Source organism: Mesorhizobium sp. RCAM 05104, from assembly GCF_059683645.1.
Genome location: NZ_CM185033.1, coordinates 3,339,324 through 3,354,491 on the forward strand (window position 1 = coordinate 3,339,324; position 15,168 = coordinate 3,354,491).

Genomic DNA, 15,168 nt, shown 5'->3' on the forward strand with positions numbered 1-15,168 from the left:
TGCGATCGCGTCACGCATCATGGCGCACCACGCGGCTGCCGCCGATCAATTCCTGATGAGCCCCTCATACGGCGCCGTATTCAGGATGTAAGCCACTTCGGTGCGATTCCGGGCGCGAAGTTTTTTCATGATATTGCGAACATGCACCTTGACCGTGCTCTCACACATATTGAGTTCATAGGCGATGATCTTGTTCGCTTTCCCGCGACGCAGCGCTTCTATGACCGAAATCTGGCGTGACGTAAAAACGTTGTCGTCTTGCGCCTGCTGTTTGATCGTCTGCTGGCTGTCCTTGGCGTTTTGCGCTGACTGGAAAAGCACACTCGGCGGGATGAAAATCCCCCCTGCCGCCACGAGATGAATGGCCTTGGCTGCAACCTGCAAGCTGACGCTCGTCGGAACGTAGCCGCGCGCACCATTTTCGATCGCCTTGAGAACATCGTCAAGATTCTCGATATCGGCCAACATGATGGCATTCACCGAAGGTCTGGTCGCCTTGAGGTGGGCGATCCGGGCAAGATGGTGGTCTGCCTCGGAGTTTGACCACATAACGCACATCAAGACCGTCGAGATCCTTTGGGTCTCCTCCAGGTCCGCCGCGTCGAAGGCTTCGATGCTTGAGAAATGCTGGAAACGAAATGCGGGTTCGATTTCCGCGAGACCTCTTGCCAGGCAGTCGCACATCAGAGGTCGATCATCAATAATCGCGATCTCGATATCCGTCGCCGTGGATGCGGGGGGTTATCAGGATCGATATCGAAAGTGCACAGGCTTCGTTGGGCCGTCTCGTATGGTTGAATTGTCATAACTCCACCCCTTCCTGCCCCTCGCACCCATTGAGAACGAGGCCGCTGTTTTAGCTCCTCCTTAGTAAGCGTGGATTCGAGGCCGGCGTATGTGAAACAAGGCACACGGCGGAGCGAAGCCGATTTCGGCCGCGATTTCGGCGGTCCGAGAAACAACCGGCCCCGATATGCTGGCCCGATGAAGGCAATTGCTCTGCGCTTGAAAACGCCCAAAGCATGGTGAACCGGCTCAGGAATAGCAGCCGCGTTCGATGGCGAGGCGGCGCACCAGCGCCAGCACCGCATCGATGGTCGGGGTAGGCTTGTCCGTCAGTCGGCCGAGTTCCTGGACGGCCGTCACCAGCGCATCGATCTCCATCGGCCGTCCACGCTCCAGGTCCTGCAGCATCGAGGTCTTGTGCTCACCGACATCGCCGGCGCCCTTGATGCGCCGGTCGACCGCGATCGGAAAGCGCACGCCGAGGCTTTCGCCGATCGCCTGCGCCTCCAGCATCATGGTGCGGGCCAGCGTGCGGGTGCCCTCGTCGGCGACGATCGCCGCCAGCGTGCTGCCGGTCAGCGCCGAGATCGGGTTGAAGGAGAGATTGCCCCACAGCTTCACCCAGATTTCGCTGCGGATATCGTCGCGCACCGGCACCTGCAGCCCGGCCTTGACCATTTCCTCGGCTAGAAGCGTGACCCGTTCGCTGCGCTCGCCCGAGGGTTCGCCGAGCGAGAAACGCTTGCCCTCGACATGGCGGATGAGGCCGGGCGCATCAACCTCGACCGCGGGATAGACGACCGAGCCGATGACGCGCTGCGGCCCGATCCGTTGCCAGATCGCGCCGCCGGGATCGACCGCGTTCAACCTCGTGCCTTCGAGCGGCCCGCCAACGCCGTGGAAATACCACCATGGCACGCCGTTCTGCATGGTGACGACAGCAGTGTTGGACCCAAGCAGCGGTGCGATCTGGTCCAGCGCTGGGGTGAGGGAATGGGCCTTCAGCGCCAGCACGACATAGTCCTGGGTGCCGAGCTCCTCGGGCTTCGCGGCGGCCCTGACGGCGGCGACCGATTCCTGGCCATCCTCGATCAGGCGAAGTCCGCTTGTCTTGATCGCCTCCAGATGGGGGCCACGCGCGACGATCGAAAGATCGGTGCGGCCGGCGATCGCCAGCTTGGCCGCGAGATAGCCGCCGATCGCACCGGCGCCAAAAATGGTGATCTTCATCGTCAAAGTCCGAGTTTGGCGGCAAGCCCGATGCGCTGCAGCTTGCCCGTCGCGCCCTTGGGGATCTCGTCCAGGATCAGGATCTTGCGCGGCACTTTGAAGTCGGCGAGCCGCGTCGCGGCATGGCTGCGGATGTCGCCCTCGGTGGCGGTCATGCCCTCGCGCAGCACGACTGCCGCCGCCACCTCCTCGCCAAGCTTGTCATGCGGCATGGCGAAGGTGACGACCTGCGCCACCGCCGGATGGTCCATCAGCACGTCGTCGACCTCGAGCGGCGAGATCTTTTCGCCGCCGCGGTTGATGATCTCCTTGAGCCGGCCGGTGACGCGCAGATAGCCATCCTCGTCCAGCACGCCCTGGTCGCCGGTGTGGAACCAGCCATGCGCGAAGGCCGTGGCGTTGGCGTCAGGGTTCTTCTCGTAGCCCGCCGTGACATTGGGTCCGCGAATGACGATCTCGCCGGTCTCGCCGGCTTCCTGCAACCGACCGTCAGGCGCCATGACCGCCACCTCCGGTCCGGCGGCCGCGCCAACGCTGCCCGGCTTGCGCAGGCCCGGCGGCAGCCGGTTCGAGGCCATCTGGTGCGCCGCCTCGGTCATCCCGTAGGATTCGATGACCGGACAGCCGAAAGTCGCCTCGAGCTCGGCCATCACTTGCGCCGGCAGCGACGCCGAGGACGAGCGGATGAAGCGCAGGCGCGCTGCCGCCAGCACTTCTGGATTGCGGGCTGCCCGGGACAGGATGGCCTGGTGCATGGTCGGCACCGCTGTGTACCAGCTTGGTTGTGCCTCGCCCAACCACTGGAAGAAGCGCAGCGCGTTGAAGCCAGGCGTGCAGAAGATGCCGCCGCCTGACGCCAGCGAGGACAGCACGGCCGCGATCAGGCCGTGAATGTGGAACAGCGGCATGATGTTGAGGCAGCGGTCCTCGGCCGTCAGGCCGAGTGTCGCGCCGATATGGGCGGCGGAGGCTGCGATGTTGGCATGGCTGAGCGGCACCAGCTTGGGCCGCGATGTGGTGCCCGATGTATGCAGCAGCAGCGCGATGTCGCCGTCCTGTGCCATGCCATGCGCTGCCGGCGCACCGATCGCCGCACCCTCGATCCTGAAACTGCCGGCAGGTGCATTAGGCTGCGCGACAAGCCTGAGCACGCCGATGCCGAGGCGTTGGGCCACCGTTACCGCCGGGCCGGTCTCGTCGGCAGCGACAAGGATTGCCTTGGCGCCGATGTCGGTCAGGTAGAAATCGAGCTCATCCGCGCGGTAGGCGGGATTGAGCGGCGCCGTCGAAGCGGTGGCCGCCACCGCGACGAAGGCGGTGGCCATCTCGGGTCCGTTCGGCAGCACGATCGCCACCCTGTCGCCCCGGCCGATGCCGAGCGCGTGCAGCTGTTCCGCCGTGGCGGCGATCAGGCTGCGCAACCCGCCATGAGTGAGCGGCGCCCTGTCGGGGGCCGAAATCGCCGGCGCGTCGTCCACCCCTGCGACGAGGCGGCGGGAAAGCTCTTTGGGATTCGCAATGTTGGTCATGATCACCGACTGGATTTCGAACTATTGGCGGGAGCGCCGTGGGCGGGCTTGCCTCGATATGGATACGCCATTGGACAACGGATCGCCTCAGTAGCCAAGCGCCATCCCGTCCTTGCGCGGATCGGAGGCGCCGGTCAGCGTCCCCTTCTCCCAGTCGACCAGCACCGCCTGTCCGCCGCCGAGCGGGTGATTCGGTTCGGCTACGCGATGGCCGCGCTGGCGCAGGCCCTCGATCGCCTCGGCGGGAACGCTGCGTTCGGCCTCCACGATATCATCATTGTAGAACACTCTCGGCGCGTCCAGCGCCTGTTGCGGGTCCATGCCGAAGTCGAGCATGTTGGTCAGCAGATGGACGTGCCCGAACGGCTGGTAGCCGCCGCCCATCACGCCGAACGGCATCACCGCGCGGCCGTTCTTGGTCGCCATGCCGGGCATGATCGTGTGCATCGGCCGCTTGCCGGGCGCGATTGCGTTCGGGTGCGCCGGGTCGAGGCGGAAGCTCGAGCCGCGATTCTGCAGCACGACGCCGGTCTTCGGGCTGACCACGCCGCTGCCGAACGAATAATAGGTCGAGTTGATGAAGGAAACCGCGTTGCGGTCGCGATCGACGATGGAGATGTAGACTGTGTCGCTGCCGGGCAGGTCCACGCGCGGCAGATGCGTCATGGCGCGTTCACGGTCGATCTCGGCGCGCAGCCGGTCGGCATAGGCGCCGGACAGGAGCTGCTTCACCGGCACCGGGACATGGTCCTGGTCCGCAACGAAGCGGTCGCGGTCGCGATAGGCCAGACGCCCGGCCTCGATCTCCAGATGCAGGCGTTCGGCGCCATTGGGGTCGAGCCCGCCAAGCTCGAGCCCCGACAGCACATTCAGCATCAATAGTGCCGTCAGTCCCTGGTTGTTCGGAGGCATCTGATGAATCTCATGGCCGCCATAGGAGACGCTGACCGGTGCCACATAGTCGCCCCTGGTCACCGCGAAATCCTCGCGTGAATGAAGTCCGCCCAGTTCGTTGAGCCGGCTGACGATATCGTCGGCGACGGCGCCTTCGTAAAAACCGGCGCGCCCCTGTTTGGCGATTATCCGCAAGGTGGCGGCGAGTTCCGGCTGGCGGTGGACATCGCCGGCCTTGGGTGCCTTGCCGCCCGGCAGGAAGATGCGCGCGGCGTGCTCGTCGGCCGAAAGGTCCGTCTCCGGCTCGGCCCAGTCGAAGGCGACGCGGTCATGCACGACATAGCCGTTCTCGGCGTAATGGATGGCCGGCGCCAGCGCATCGGCAAGGCCCTTGCGGCCATGGTCCTCCAGCAGGCGGCACCAGGCGTCGACGGCGCCCGGCACGGTGACCGCGTGCGGTCCCTGCAGAGGGATACAGTCGAAGCCTTTTTCCAGATACCAGTCGACCGTCGCCTTGGCAGGGGCGCGGCCCGAACCGTTGAAGGCCAGCACGTTGCCTTGCCCCTTCGGACAATAGAGCACGAAGCAGTCGCCGCCGATGCCGGTCGACTGTGGTTCGACAACGGCCTGCACGGCGGCGGCGCAGACGGCGGCGTCCATGGCATTGCCGCCGGCGCGCAGCATCTCGATCGCCGCAAGGGTTGCAAGCGGGTGCGATGTCGCGGCAACCGCTTCCGTGGCACGAACCGGCGAGCGGCCGGGAAACTGGAAATCACGCATTCTGTCTTTGTATCCCTTGGTCTGATGGATGCGACGTTGCCGCCATGGCGTAACACGACACGGCAATGGATCGCTTCGGCTTCTCGACACTGCGCATTTTGCCAATTCTCCTCGTTACGCCAGACGCGTATCAGGCTCGGACCCGATAAGGCGTTAGCCAGGTTTCCAGCGCGTTCAGTGCCGAGATGATCGTGAAATTGATGGTGAGATAGATCGCGCCCGCGGCCACGAAAACCTCTACGGCGCGATAGGTCTGCGAAATAAGCCCCTGGGCGATGCCCGTCACTTCCATCAGGGTGACGATCGATGCAAGCGACGTACCCTTTACCATAAGGATGATCTCGTTGCTGTAGCTCGGTATGGCTTGGCGTAGCGCCAAAGGCAGAACGACGAGGCGCAGGGTCTGGAGCCGTGTCATGCCGAAGGCAGAGGCCGCCTCGACAAGGCCGCGCGGCACACCCTGTATCGCACCCCGCAGGATTTCGCTGCCATAGGCCGCAGTATTGAGACTGAGCGCGATGATGGCGCACCAATAGGGCTCGCGAAACAGCCACCAGAGCCCAACTGCCTGAAGTGTGGGGCGGAACTGGCCGAGGCCGTAATAGATGAGGAATATCTGGACGAGCAATGGCGTGCCGCGAAAGACGGCAACGAAGGAGCGTATGGGCCAGACCAGCATCCGATGGTTTCCCTGCTGCGCCAGTGCGAGCAACAGGGCCAAGGCAAAGCCTATTCCGATCGACAACCCCGCAAGTTGCAAGGTTAACGGCAAGCCGGAGAGAAGGGTGGGAATGATCTCTACAAAGAAGGCGAAGTCGATCATGCGTGGACCATGCCTCGCCACGCCCGTGCCTCGCCGCAGCGGAAGACCGATCCGGTCACGGCAGCGATGAGGAAATACAGCGTCGCGGCTGCTATATAGAAGACGAAGGGCTCCCGCATCGATCCCGCGCCGATCTGAGATTGCCGCATCAATTCCACCAAGCCGATCACGGAGATCAAGGCCGAATCCTTGAGCACAAGCTGCCAGACATTTCCGAGGCCCGGCAGGGCGTGCCGCATCAGTTGAGGCACGATGACGAGACGCAGCGATTGGAACCGGGACAGGCCGAGCGCCTTGCTAGCCTCAAACTGGCCGAGATCGACGGCGAGATACGCTCCGCGATAGACCTCGGCTTGATAGGCGCCCGAAATGATGCCGATCGCCAGGACGCCAGTCACAAATGTCGGCAGCCCGACGAAGCCTGCGCTGCCGAAGAATTTACCGATCTCAGTCAATGCTATGCTGCCGCCGTAATAAAGCAGGTAGATCGTCAACAGATCGGGCACACCCCTGAACACCGTGCCATAGCCCTTGGCGACCCATGACGGTAAAGCTCTTGTGGAGAGCCGGCCTCCTGCTGCAACCGCACCGAAGAGAGCGCCGAGCAGGAAGCCGAGGACTGACAGCGCAAATGTCACTCCAGCTGCCAGCAGCAGGGCTCCGCCCCAGCCGCCCTTGCCCACGGAAAGGATATGGAGTGTGTCCGTCATGTGAAACCTGATCGTTCAGCGCGGCACCCGGCCGATCGGTTGATACCAATCGGCCGGACAGAATACACACGTGGCTACTTGACCGGCGTCACGTCCGTTTTCACCCATTTTTCCGAGATGCGTTTAATGGTCCCGTCGGCAATGGCGGCGCTGATCGCGTCGTTCAGCATTTCCTTGAGCTTGGCGTCTTCCTTCCTGAGTCCCGCACCCGTTCCGGCGCCGAACAAGCCGCCGACAAAGCCCGGACCTGCAACCGTGAAGCCCGAGAATTCGGGTTTTGCGAGCGTCGCGGCGAGCGCTGTCTTCTGAGCGAATATTGCATCGATGCGGCCCGCGGCCAGATCGAGATCGTGCTGCTCGGTCGTCTTGTACTCACGAATCTCCACCGTGTCGCCGAAGTATTTCTTGAGGAATTCGAGCATGGCCGTGGCCGCCTGGACACCGACCACCTTGCCCTTCAGCAGGGGCTTCAACTTGTCGACCGCGGCCTTGGAAGCAGCCTCATCGTCCAGTTTGAATTTCTCGGTCGAAGGGCCGAGCTTCCCCAGATCGCTATCCTTGGCGGCTGCGAACCCGCCCGGGTCGATCGCATAAGGCTGGGTGAAGTCGATGGTCTCGAGGCGTTTCGGCGTGATGAACATGCTGGCCATGATCACATCGAACTTGCCGACCTTCAGCGAAGGAATAAGTCCGTCCCAGTCCTGAGCGATGATGGTGCATTTGACCTTCATCCGCTCGCAAAGATTGTTGGCGAGTTCGATCTCCAGTCCGTCGAGCTTGCCGTCTGCGTTGGTGAAGTTCCACGGAGCGTAGGCGCCCTCCGTGGCGATGGTTATGGCCTTGGGTGCGTCCTCGGCCAATGCGGTGTGCATGAAGCCGAGCATGCTGAGTGCGGCCGCAACTGCGGCCAAACGGCAAACTTTCATGTGGTTCCCCTTTTTTGATAGGCAGATCGATCTGTTCCTACGTCCGGCCGCATTGCCGGTTCGAGGCCATTCTTGTCCGGCCGGCGTTCGTCACCGGCTCGGACTCACGAACTCGGCCAGCATCGGTGCTGTGCTGAGAATGTGATCCTGCATCACCTTTTCCGCGTGAAGTTCGTCGCCTGAACGCAAGGCCGCGATCACGGCGGCATGCTCCTCGCGCGCAGAATGCGGCTTGTCACAGTCGTCGAACCAGATGCGCATGTAGGGCTCTATCACCACATGCAGCGCCGATATCTGGTGGATAAGCTTGGGCCTCCGGCTTAGCGCACAGATACGGCCATGGAATTCCTGGTGGCGGACCACCCAGTCGCTGCTGCCGCTCTGGCCCGCGCGTTCCATGCGCTGGAGCAGGCGATCGAGTTCCTCGAACTCCTCCTCATCGATCCGGGGCATCGCCAGCCTTACGGCCAGTCCCTCCAGAACCGAGCGAATTTCGAAAATCTCGTAAAGCTCATCGACCGTCAGGCCTGCGACCACGCATCCACGATTGGGCCGCAGAACCACCAGCCCGTCGGAGGCCAGGCGCCGAAAGGCTTCCCGCACCGGCATGCGACTCATGCCGATCTCGGCGGCAATCTCCTCCGGAATAAGCCTGTCGCCCGGTTTGTAGCGGCCGAAGCGAAGGGCTCTATGAACGTGCCTGTACGCCTCTTCCTCAGCAGTGGCGGACATCTGTGGCTCTGCCGGAAAGGCTGCTGGCATGGGGCACCTAAAAGTATTTTTGTATCCACGTATTATCAAATCCGCATTTTATTTCATCGTCAATACCCCGGTGACGACGTTCAGAAGCCGATACCGGTGCAGTGCACCACCGGACACGATCTATTTCGGGCCGGGCGAGTCTTTGGGATGGTGCCGCCCGATGCCTGGCAGGCCTTCAGCCCTTGCGCAGCCGAAGGCTGTTGCCGCCGTCGACCACCCGCAGCGAGCGGCCATCCCTGGCTGGCTCATGCCTCGATTGTGCCGGCGACAATGGTCCTTCACGTGTCGGGCGACAGGTGCGCGAGATCGACCGCGACGTTGCGGCCCATGCGTTTCGGATGATGATGGGGGGAAGTTGACGCCGATTCCAGGCGCCCCTATAGACCGCCGATGGGCTTGGACAGTTTCGGTTACGTTGCGTTCGGCAAGGACGAATTGTACGCGCGCGGAGCGCTCTTCAGCGCACTTCGGCTGCTGCACTACCGACCGAGCGCAAATATCAAGGTCTTGACCGACAGCCCTTCGATTTTTGATGGATACCCAATCGAAGCGATTGAACTTACCGCCAAGAAGAAAACCGAGATGTCATTTGGCGACCGATACATTTTCGGGATCAAGGCCGCCGGCATCATTCAGCTGTTGCAGTGCTGCGACCGCCTGTTTTTCATGGATACGGACATGTACCCGGTCGGTGACATTTCGAGCTGTTTCAGCCGGATTTCTCCATCGCATTCCATCATGAGAAAATCCGAAGGAACGCCAAAGGCGGCCTATCGCGCGATCGCTGACAAGGGGTTTTTGCTGGGCGACTACAAGCTCACGGGATCCGAACCGATGTGGAACAGCGGCGTCCTGGGCGTCCACAATTCCAATCTTCCCGCCTTGACCGACGCTTATCATGCCCTCGAACAGATGATTGGTGTCGTGAAGGCGCACACCACGGAACAATTCTGCATCGGCGTGGCGCTTTCCCGACATGGGCGGACAATCAGCCGCCACCGGCTACCCATCCGCAATTACAACACCAGGGGAAGGAAGCTTTTTGCCCGCAGGCGGCTGGAGGCTTTCTTCGCGGGCAATGGCCACCTCGGCGTAAGCCAGCAAATCGAGCAGGCGGCCAGATACCGGCTTTGGCGCGCCCCGATCGATCTGTGGAAGCAGCGGGACATATGGCACTTCTAGATTGGCCCGCGGGGGCGCATTGTTTTGCCCCCCGCCAATCTCGTCGGCGACGGAACCCGCCTCTGACTTGCCGCATGCCTTCAGGAGTTGAACGGCGCCCCAGCGTGGATGAAACCGGGAACCATGTCTCCGCTGGAGCGCCCTCAAATAGCTGCCGAGCGCGCATGAAAGGGCGGATCGAGATACGCGACAGCGCTACGATACATCGCCCCGACCGAGCGCCGCCGCCTGTTCCAGGCTGACGCCTTTGGCAAGGGGGTCGGCATGCCGATGTGCCAGCCGCCACTCGGAGCCTTGGCGGCGATAGACCAGGGTGACGCGCAGCGCCCAGTTCTGGGCCGGCAGGCCGCCGACCTCGACGTGGACCCGTTCGATGGTTACGAGGACGATCATGTCCGCCGTCCCGTAGGCCTGCACAACCTCCTGCGCGAAGGTGCCGTTCCTGAAGAACCGCCCCATCGCCTGCCATCGTTCGCGCGTCATGTCCGACTCGCGCGTGGGCGTTCCGCCGAATGGAGACATCAGCGTGAAGTCGTCCGTACGAGGGGTCAACGCGCGGTAGCTGTCGATATCGCCAAGCATCAGCGCTGAGTTCGCCTCGACGGATTGCCCGACGAGATCAGCGATCTGCCTGTCGATGACGGAACCCGTATCGGCGAGGGCCGAACCATTCGTCGCTTCGGCGATCTCCAGCGATGAGAGGTCTGCCGTGGCAGCAAGGACTGAATGCCTTGAGTTATGCATGCGGAATACTCCTAACCTATGGATGCGAAGCCGCTGGTGCCGCTTCGCCAGGTGGGAAGATCCAACTTCAATCATCATGAATACAGTGATATGATTTCAGCAATATGCTGAATCAAATTGATCTGTCGCGTGCCGACCTCAATCTGCTGGTCCTCTTCGAGGCCGTGCTGGAGGAGCGCCACGTCGGCCGGGCAGCGGCGCGGCTGAACCTTTCTGCGTCCGCCGTTAGCCACGGCCTCGGCAGGCTGAGGCAGTTGCTCAACGATCCGCTTTTCCTGAGGACACCGAAGGGCGTCGTTCCGACCGCGCGCGGCATGGAACTCGCAGAACCGGTCGCCGACATTCTCACCCGGATCAGGAGCGTCGTCTCGACCGCGGAACCGTTCAATCCGGCCACGTCCACGCGTCGGTTCACGATTGGGGCGCCAGACGGCATCTCCGCCGTGATCCTTCCCCAGTTTCTCGCGGCGATGCAGCGGGCAGGGCCCGGCATTGATATCAGCGTCCGTCAGATCCTGCCTACGCCCGCCCGCATCTGGGGGTCTGCCATGGTCGACCTGGAGGCGCGCGCAATGGATATCGCCATTATCCCGACCGACGATGTTCCGGCGCGTTTTGCCGAGCGGATCCTCTATGACGAGGATTTCGTCATCGCGATGCGCAAAGGGCATCCGTTTGGAGCCGAGCCCACGCTGGAACGATTCTGCACCATGCAGCATCTGGTGGTCTCGCTCACCGGGGATGCCCATGGCTTCGTCGATAAGTTTCTGGCCAAGCAGGGCTATTCGCGGCGGATCGCACTGACGGTTCCCAATTTCATGTTGGCGCTCGCGGTGATTGCCGAAACCAATCTGATTTCCGCATTGCCGAGAAAATTCGTCGCCATGCACGGCCGGCGCTTTGGAGTTGTGAGCACGGAGGCGCCGCTCCCGCTGGATCGTTTTCGGGTTCGCGCGATCGCGCCTAGGGTCGCCATGATGGATTCGGGCCTGGCCTGGCTCTTCAATGCACTTGCAGGGGCAAAGCCTGTTGCAGGCAAAAGGCCGAAGCACTCCCCCGCGCAAAACCAGCGATCGTAAAGGAACGAGCTTTTGGCCACAAAAATGCACTTGCGGCGCCGCAGAAGATTTGGCGCGCCGGAGAGGGTGAAACTGAGAACTCCTATGTAATTGTTGTCGCTGTCGATTTCCAAGCGGGAGGTCTGCTTGCGTCATCTCTGGACCTTGCCGAGCGACGCTACGCAAGCCCCGACATAGCTCCGCGGAAATCTTGCAACTTCGCGAGGTTAGGAACATGGTTGTGGCGTAAGCCGGGCGGGATTTTTGTGACCTATGGGCATGCCGTTGTTCCAACGCAGCTTTTCAAATCACAAAGGACCACAATCATGTCGGACACTCTTAAAGAAGGCCTCGATCGCCGCGATTTCATAATCGCCTCCATCGCCACGGTTGGCGCGTCGGCTGCCCTCGCCGTCAGCGCTGGTGCTGCGAATGCCCAGGACAAAGCGGCTGCGTCCGCCGCCGCGGCATCTGGACAGGGAACGGTCTATACGGGCGATGTGATCCAGGGGAAGAAGGTCGTCAGCGCGCTCGACGTTAACGACCTCGAGCCCGGGCAGAAGCATCTCTTGTATTTTCAGGGCGTGGAGATGCCCACCGGACAGCACTGGTATGTATCCGTGACGGTCGCCAAGGGGGCGAAGCCGGGCAAGCGCGCCGTCCTGGTCAGTGGCGTGCATGGCGACGAGATGAGTTCCATCCATACCGTCCAGACCGTGATGAACCAGCTCGATCCGGCGCAGATGTCGGGTACGGTGATCGCGGTCACGGACGTGGCCCGCCCGGCCTTGGAAGGCATGCAGCGCAGATGGCCCAATTCGGGCAGGGGCAATGATCTGACCGACATGAACAGGGAATGGCCCGGGAACGAGAACGGCGTCACCGCGGCCAGCCGACACGCCGGGCTCCTGTTCAATCGGCTGCTCCGGCCGAACGCCGACTTCGCGATCGACTTCCATACCGGGACAACCGGTTTCGATGTCACCGCATTCAATATTGCCAGCATGGACGTGCCCGAGATCAAGGCGATGGTGGAACTTTACCCTGTCGGCCAGATCTTCGATAATCATACATATCCCGGTGTCCTCCATAACGCGTTTATCGACGCCGGCGTCCCATCCTTCTGTGCGGAGATCGGCGCTGCGCGCGTTCTGGACCTCGAGATGATCTCCCAGTTCGTGGAAGGCACGATGAACGTTCTCAAGCATCACGGCATCCTGGCCGGCCCAATGGGACGCACAGGCAAGGACTTGGATGTCTTTACCGGCACCAGCGCGTTCCCGATCCTGGCAAGCGCGGGTGGGCTGGTCGAATATCTGGTCAAGCTCAACGACAAGGTCGAAGCCGGACAGAAGGTGGCAATCCAGCGCGACAGCTTCGGCGAAGTGGTTGCGGAGTATACAAGCGGCGTGGCTGGAGAGATGACGGGCAAGCGCAGCGACGCAATGTCCGAGCCTGGCAACCCCTTGGTATTCATCCTTTTCCACAAGGCGCCGCCGGAAGGCCGTGAGGTTTATCCCGAGTAATTCACCGTATGAGCGGTCTTTGCTTGTCTAAGCAGTCCAGCGTTTGCGACGGACGGGCACGCCGAAGGGCCTGGCGTCCATCAGCCACCTCATGGCCGAGAGGCGTGAGCGTTCTCGTCGGGTCGAAAGCGCAGGTCCGTGCCCATTTCTGGTGGAATGGTGGTGAGATGGCGCGCCCGAAGAGATTCGAACTCCTGACCCCCAGATTCGTAGTCTGGTGCTCTATCCAGCTGAGCTACGGGCGCGCAACAGGCCATGCTTTCCATGACCCACGATCCGATCCTGAGGACCGACCGCGAATGTGAGCTGTTCCCTAGCGACTGAATTTCCGAAAAGCAAGCCGATCCGGCAAAAGTTTTGTCGCAGGCATGTCAGCGCGTGATGACAGTCCGGGTTCCGGCGCTTCGAAACAGCTCGAAGTCAGGCAGGGCAGCGGTCCTGGGGGCAGGCAATCGGGGCGAAGACAGCGCCCGAACCGTCATGCCGGCCGGCGCAGGCCATTGCGGGCCTGATCGAGCCGCACCGGCTGGTCGGGAATGGTGACCGCGAATGTCGTGCGCCCGCCAATGCTCTCGACCAGTTCCACCGTGCCGCCATGCGCCCGGATCAGCTCGTGCGCGATCGCCAGGCCAAGGCCGGTGCCGCCGCTGCGCGCCGAGCCGCGAAAGGCCGCGAACAGGTTCTCGCGCGCCTTTGGCGGCAGGCCGGGGCCGGTGTCGGTGACGGCGATGCGGCTGACACTGCCCAGGCGTACGGCCGACACGGCGAGGCGGCGCACGATGGCGCTCTCCGTATCCGCCGCCATCGCCTGCACGGCGTTGCGGCAAAGGTTGGTCAGCACCCTGAACAACTGGTCGGAATCGGCGTCCACCTCGAAGGCCAGATCGACGGCGTTGACGAACTCGATGCCGCCTTCCGTGTCGAGCAGGCCATGGACGTCCTCGACCAGTTGATGCAGCCGCAGCCTGCGGCGCGCCGGCGGCGGCTCCTGGGTGCGACCATAGGCCAGCACGCCTTCGGAATAGGACACGGCGCGATCGAGCGCGCGCAGCAGTTTCGGCGCGAAAGCCTGCACGGTCGGGTCCTTGACCTGGCGCAGGCGGTCCGACATCAGCTGCGCCGACGCCAGGATGTTGCGCATGTCATGGTTGATCTTCGAGACCGCGAGGCCAAGGTCGGCAAGGTGCTTCTGCTCGGCCAGCATCTTCTGCAGCCGTTCCTGCATCTGCGACAGTTCGCGCTCGGCAACGCCGATCTCGTCGGCGCGGGCGGCGGGGTGGATGATGCGTCCGGGATCGTCAGGAGCTTCGGAGAAGGACAGCATCGACCGTGTCATCGTCCGGATCGGCCCGATCATGATCAGGTCGATGGCGGCATAGACCAGCATTGCGGTGAACAGCGAGATCAGCAGCGACACGAAGGCGACGTTGCGTGAGTAGATGAGCATGGCGTTGCGCAGGGAGTAGTCCGGCATGATCAGCTCGAACTCCTTGTCGCTGTCGCCGACCGGCCCGAAGACGCGCAGCATCCGGTTGCCGCCAAAAAACAGCGTATCAAGCGCGCCGGTCATGCCCTTGATCATGCCGATGTTGGCGATATCGATGTGTTCGTCGACCTGCGGCGGCATCTCGGCCACCACCAGAAGGCGCGAGACGCCGCCGTCGCGCACCGCGATCGCCTTGGCGCCGATTGCCATCAGCACGTCGTTCTGGGCCGCGCGCGACAGCGAGGTGGGCTCGCCTTGCACCAGCACGATCGACACCGCCGCGGCCGTGCTCAGCCGCTCCTTGAGCCAGCTCAGCCGGTAGCTGGCGATCCAGGGCAGGAAGATGAGAACCTCGGCCAGAAGCACGAAGACGATGGTCAAGAGCAGCAGCTTTGTCGACAGACCGCGCGACAGCGGCACCGTGCGCAGGTCGCTGGCCGCCGCGCCGATCCTTTCCTCCGCTTGTGTGATTTCGTTCATCCGGCTCTGTCTTCACGATCACTTGATCAGCCAAGATTAGGCGATTACGGCTTTTTTGCCAATTTCATCCTTCGGCGGAAACATAAACGGCGCCGAGGCATGGCCGTATTCGGCCCGCCGACGCCGGATTGACTCCCAAACCCCTTCTTTCTATAAGCCCGCTCACGCTCGGGCCATTCGTCCCGGCGCGGTTTCGATCGCGCCAAAACCGGCCCGGCAAAGCTCCTGTTACAGCGTGACAGAATCAAGAAG

13 protein-coding genes and 1 tRNA gene are annotated in these 15,168 nt (G+C 62.5%); 3 read left to right on the top strand and 11 right to left on the bottom strand.

Features of this window, described 5'->3' with window-relative positions; translation table 11 throughout:
- Window positions 1-45: 45 nt before the first annotated feature.
- From AC56QP_RS16320 to AC56QP_RS16355, 8 genes are all read right to left on the bottom strand, one after another.
- Complete coding sequence (locus AC56QP_RS16320; protein ID WP_497100429.1) at window positions 46-684, bottom strand: LuxR C-terminal-related transcriptional regulator; 639 nt, start codon at window positions 682-684, stop codon at window positions 46-48.
- A gap of 351 nt (window positions 685-1,035) precedes the next feature.
- On the bottom strand, window positions 1,036-2,016 hold the full coding sequence (locus AC56QP_RS16325; RefSeq protein WP_489858982.1) for a 2-dehydropantoate 2-reductase: 981 nt from the start codon (window positions 2,014-2,016) through the stop codon (window positions 1,036-1,038).
- A 2-nt stretch (window positions 2,017-2,018) separates the two neighbouring features.
- Window positions 2,019-3,545 (bottom strand): acyl--CoA ligase, encoded by a 1,527-nt coding sequence (locus AC56QP_RS16330; protein ID WP_489858981.1) that lies wholly within the window; start codon window positions 3,543-3,545, stop codon window positions 2,019-2,021.
- An 87-nt stretch (window positions 3,546-3,632) separates the two neighbouring features.
- Complete coding sequence (gene ggt / locus AC56QP_RS16335; RefSeq protein WP_489858980.1) at window positions 3,633-5,219, bottom strand: gamma-glutamyltransferase; 1,587 nt, start codon at window positions 5,217-5,219, stop codon at window positions 3,633-3,635.
- 130 nt (window positions 5,220-5,349) lie between these two features.
- Window positions 5,350-6,042, bottom strand: coding sequence for an ABC transporter permease (locus AC56QP_RS16340; RefSeq protein ID WP_023777791.1), 693 nt, complete (start codon window positions 6,040-6,042; stop codon window positions 5,350-5,352).
- Window positions 6,039-6,752, bottom strand: a complete 714-nt coding sequence (locus AC56QP_RS16345; protein WP_489858979.1) for an ABC transporter permease — start codon at window positions 6,750-6,752, stop codon at window positions 6,039-6,041. The genes AC56QP_RS16340 and AC56QP_RS16345 overlap by 4 nt, the downstream gene beginning before the upstream one ends.
- 74 nt (window positions 6,753-6,826) lie before the next feature.
- Window positions 6,827-7,678: a transporter substrate-binding domain-containing protein gene (locus tag AC56QP_RS16350; RefSeq protein WP_091575744.1), complete on the bottom strand. Its 852-nt coding sequence runs from the start codon at window positions 7,676-7,678 to the stop codon at window positions 6,827-6,829.
- Window positions 7,679-7,768: 90 nt separating this feature from the next.
- A complete protein-coding gene (locus tag AC56QP_RS16355) occupies window positions 7,769-8,410 on the bottom strand; it encodes a GntR family transcriptional regulator (RefSeq protein WP_489858978.1) in 642 nt (213 codons plus the stop codon).
- A gap of 420 nt (window positions 8,411-8,830) precedes the next feature.
- Between AC56QP_RS16355 and AC56QP_RS16360 the strand changes: the two genes are divergently transcribed.
- Window positions 8,831-9,622, top strand: coding sequence for a hypothetical protein (locus AC56QP_RS16360; RefSeq protein ID WP_489858977.1), 792 nt, complete (start codon window positions 8,831-8,833; stop codon window positions 9,620-9,622).
- Window positions 9,623-9,817: 195 nt separating this feature from the next.
- Here the strand turns inward: AC56QP_RS16360 and AC56QP_RS16365 are convergent, their stop codons facing one another.
- Complete coding sequence (locus AC56QP_RS16365; protein WP_489858976.1) at window positions 9,818-10,366, bottom strand: YybH family protein; 549 nt, start codon at window positions 10,364-10,366, stop codon at window positions 9,818-9,820.
- Between the two features lie 104 nt (window positions 10,367-10,470).
- Between AC56QP_RS16365 and AC56QP_RS16370 the strand changes: the two genes are divergently transcribed.
- Window positions 10,471-11,445, top strand: coding sequence for a LysR family transcriptional regulator (locus tag AC56QP_RS16370; protein ID WP_489858975.1), 975 nt, complete (start codon window positions 10,471-10,473; stop codon window positions 11,443-11,445).
- 305 nt (window positions 11,446-11,750) lie between these two features.
- A complete protein-coding gene (locus AC56QP_RS16375; protein WP_489858974.1) occupies window positions 11,751-12,950 on the top strand; it encodes a M14 family metallopeptidase in 1,200 nt (399 codons plus the stop codon).
- A gap of 168 nt (window positions 12,951-13,118) precedes the next feature.
- On the opposite strand, the gene AC56QP_RS16380 is transcribed toward AC56QP_RS16375, so the two are convergent.
- Window positions 13,119-13,195 (bottom strand) — tRNA-Arg (locus AC56QP_RS16380).
- A 233-nt stretch (window positions 13,196-13,428) separates the two neighbouring features.
- Window positions 13,429-14,916, bottom strand: coding sequence for an ATP-binding protein (locus tag AC56QP_RS16385; protein WP_489858973.1), 1,488 nt, complete (start codon window positions 14,914-14,916; stop codon window positions 13,429-13,431).
- Window positions 14,917-15,168: the final 252 nt, after the last annotated feature.

What these genes read in the sequence shown, in the direction of transcription:
- AC56QP_RS16320 (WP_497100429.1), bottom strand. Translation starts at nt 684, where the DNA reads ATGTGCGACTGCCTGGCAAGAGGTCTCGCGGAAATCGAACCCGCATTT.
- AC56QP_RS16325 (WP_489858982.1), bottom strand. Translation starts at nt 2,016, where the DNA reads ATGAAGATCACCATTTTTGGCGCCGGTGCGATCGGCGGCTATCTCGCG.
- AC56QP_RS16330 (WP_489858981.1), bottom strand. Translation starts at nt 3,545, where the DNA reads ATGACCAACATTGCGAATCCCAAAGAGCTTTCCCGCCGCCTCGTCGCA.
- ggt (WP_489858980.1), bottom strand. Translation starts at nt 5,219, where the DNA reads ATGCGTGATTTCCAGTTTCCCGGCCGCTCGCCGGTTCGTGCCACGGAA.
- AC56QP_RS16340 (WP_023777791.1), bottom strand. Translation starts at nt 6,042, where the DNA reads ATGATCGACTTCGCCTTCTTTGTAGAGATCATTCCCACCCTTCTCTCC.
- AC56QP_RS16345 (WP_489858979.1), bottom strand. Translation starts at nt 6,752, where the DNA reads ATGACGGACACACTCCATATCCTTTCCGTGGGCAAGGGCGGCTGGGGC.
- AC56QP_RS16350 (WP_091575744.1), bottom strand. Translation starts at nt 7,678, where the DNA reads ATGAAAGTTTGCCGTTTGGCCGCAGTTGCGGCCGCACTCAGCATGCTC.
- AC56QP_RS16355 (WP_489858978.1), bottom strand. Translation starts at nt 8,410, where the DNA reads ATGTCCGCCACTGCTGAGGAAGAGGCGTACAGGCACGTTCATAGAGCC.
- AC56QP_RS16360 (WP_489858977.1), top strand. Translation starts at nt 8,831, where the DNA reads ATGGGCTTGGACAGTTTCGGTTACGTTGCGTTCGGCAAGGACGAATTG.
- AC56QP_RS16365 (WP_489858976.1), bottom strand. Translation starts at nt 10,366, where the DNA reads ATGCATAACTCAAGGCATTCAGTCCTTGCTGCCACGGCAGACCTCTCA.
- AC56QP_RS16370 (WP_489858975.1), top strand. Translation starts at nt 10,471, where the DNA reads ATGCTGAATCAAATTGATCTGTCGCGTGCCGACCTCAATCTGCTGGTC.
- AC56QP_RS16375 (WP_489858974.1), top strand. Translation starts at nt 11,751, where the DNA reads ATGTCGGACACTCTTAAAGAAGGCCTCGATCGCCGCGATTTCATAATC.
- AC56QP_RS16385 (WP_489858973.1), bottom strand. Translation starts at nt 14,916, where the DNA reads ATGAACGAAATCACACAAGCGGAGGAAAGGATCGGCGCGGCGGCCAGC.